Source organism: Alcanivorax sp. HI0083, assembly GCF_001635175.1.
On the sequence record NZ_LWFX01001644.1, the window covers coordinates 1 to 2,318 of the forward strand.

Here is a 2,318-nt window from a genome sequence, read left to right on the forward strand (position 1 = left end):
TGATCCGCCAGAATCCGGCGGGTTTCCAGCATCAATTTCAGCTCTTCGCTGGTGAAGCCGTTTTCCTGAATCTGACCACTCACCGGCAGTACATTGAAGGCAATTTGCGCCTGCGCCGCTTCACTGGGAGACAGGCCATTGAGCAAACGCACGCTTTGCTGGGCCAGCTGGTCCACCCCGGACTTGCCGGTGGCGGATGCCGCCTGGAACTGGGTCACCACCACGTCCTGCAAAGGACCCAGTTCGGTCAGCGGTTTCAAGGCGCGCAGCAACTGAACCGTGGAGGCATCAGCGCAGGCCACCAGGTTTTGCTCCCGGGCCTGAGCCAGCATCTCGTCGTTCACATCGGCCACCACCAGCGGAATGTCAGCCTCATAACGGTAGGCCGGTGACAGGTCCACCACTACAGCGCCGGCTTCCGCCGCAGCCGGCGCCAGGGCCTGGCTCACCGACGCTCCCGCCGCAAACAGCACCACTTCCACCTGGGAGAAATCGAAATCCTCTGCGGTGCTCACAGTGAGGGTTTTGCCGGCAAACGCGATCTTGCTGCCGGCCCCATTTTCGGAAGCCAAAACAAAAAGCTCGCCGACCGGAAATTTCCGATCAGCGAGCAGTTTGATGATGGCCTCTCCGACCAGGCCGGTTGCACCGACGATGGCCAGATTGATAGACCGATCCATCACTTACCTCTATTGGGCGCTTAGCGCTCGAGAAGAATTCGCAGCATACGGCGCAGCGGTTCAGCCGCACCCCACAGTAGCTGGTCACCCACGGTGAAGGCGTTGAGGAACTCGCCGCCCATGTTCAGCTTGCGCAGGCGGCCCACCGGAATCCCCAGGGTACCGGTCACGGCGGTGGGGGTGAGATCCCGCAGCGTCTCTTCCTTGGTGTTCGGCACCACTTTCACCCAGTCGTTGGACTTGGCAATGATGTCGTTCACTTCGTCCATGGGTACATCGCGGTTGAGCTTCACGGTCAACGCCTGGGCGTGGCAACGCATGGCACCAATACGCACACAGGTGCCATCCAGAGCAATCGGATTGCCGCTACGGCCGAGAATTTTGTTGGTTTCCGCCTGGGCTTTCCATTCTTCCTTGCTCTGACCGTTCTCCATTTCCTTGTCGATCCAGGGCAACAGGGAACCGGCCAGCGGGAAGCCGAAGTGCTCACGGGGCATGGCATCGCTGCGCATGCTTGCCGCCACTTGGCGATCGATATCCAGAATGGCACTGGCAGGATCCGCCAATTTATCGGAAACATCGCCGTGAATCTTACCCATCTGGGCAATCAGCTCACGCATGTTCTGTGCACCAGAACCGGACGCGGCCTGGTAGGTCTGGGCGCTCGCCCACTCCACCAGCCCTTCATTGAACAATCCGCCCAGAGCCATCAACATCAGGCTCACGGTACAGTTGCCACCCACAAAGTCTTTGGTGCCACTGTCCAGAGCAGAATCCACCACGGAACGGTTCACCGGATCCAGCACAATGACGCTGTTGTCCTGCATACGCAGCGTGGATGCTGCATCAATCCAGTAGCCATCCCAGCCCGCTTCGCGCAGCTTGGGGTAAACCTCGCTGGTGTAATCGCCACCCTGACAGGTCACGATCACGTCCAGCGCTTTCAGTTCATCAATATTCTTGGCATCGCCCAGGGCCGGAATATCCTTGCCCACGTCCGGGCCAGCCTGTCCAACCTGGGAGGTCGAGAAAAAGACCGGTTCGATATCTGCAAAATCATTTTCGGCAGTCATGCGCTCCATCAGTACGGAACCCACCATGCCACGCCAGCCGACAAAACCGACTTTCTTCATTAGAAACTGTCTCCTGAAAGGGTTGCCCTTTCTATCAGTGAATCAATGCGCGTGTTGCGCCTGTGCGTCATGCCTCTGTCATGCTTGTGACAAAGCATCCGCAACGGCGCTGCCCATTTCTTCGGTGCCCACTTTGCGAGTGCCCTCAGTGTAGATATCCGCAGTACGAAGCCCCTGATCAAGAACACGCTCTACAGCGGCTTCAATGGCATCAGCCACATCACCACGCTCCAGGCTGTAACGCATCAGCATGGCCAGCGACATAATGGTCGCCAGCGGGTTGGCGATGCCCTGGCCGGCAATGTCCGGTGCCGAGCCGTGGCAGGGTTCGTACAAGCCCTTGCGGTTTTCATCCAGTGACGCGGAGGGCAACATCCCGATGGAGCCGGTGAGCATGGCGGCTTCATCGGAGAGAATGTCACCAAACAAATTGCCGGTGACAATCACATCAAACTGTTTCGGCGCACGCACCAGTTGCATGGCCGCGTTGTCCACATACATGTGT

The 2,318-nt window shown here is 58.6% G+C and carries 3 protein-coding genes; all 3 read right to left on the reverse strand.

What is annotated here, in order from left to right; translation table 11 throughout:
• A partial coding sequence (locus tag A3754_RS24195; protein ID WP_063521566.1) for an aspartate-semialdehyde dehydrogenase occupies positions 1-680 on the reverse strand: 680 nt, incomplete at its 3' end.
• 20 nt (positions 681-700) lie between these two features.
• A complete protein-coding gene (gene asd, locus A3754_RS24200) occupies positions 701-1,813 on the reverse strand; it encodes an aspartate-semialdehyde dehydrogenase (protein ID WP_063521567.1) in 1,113 nt (370 codons plus the stop codon).
• Positions 1,814-1,891: 78 nt separating this feature from the next.
• Positions 1,892-2,318, reverse strand: a 427-nt coding sequence (locus A3754_RS24205; RefSeq protein ID WP_255363117.1) for an isocitrate/isopropylmalate family dehydrogenase, incomplete at its 5' end; no start/stop codon positions are given.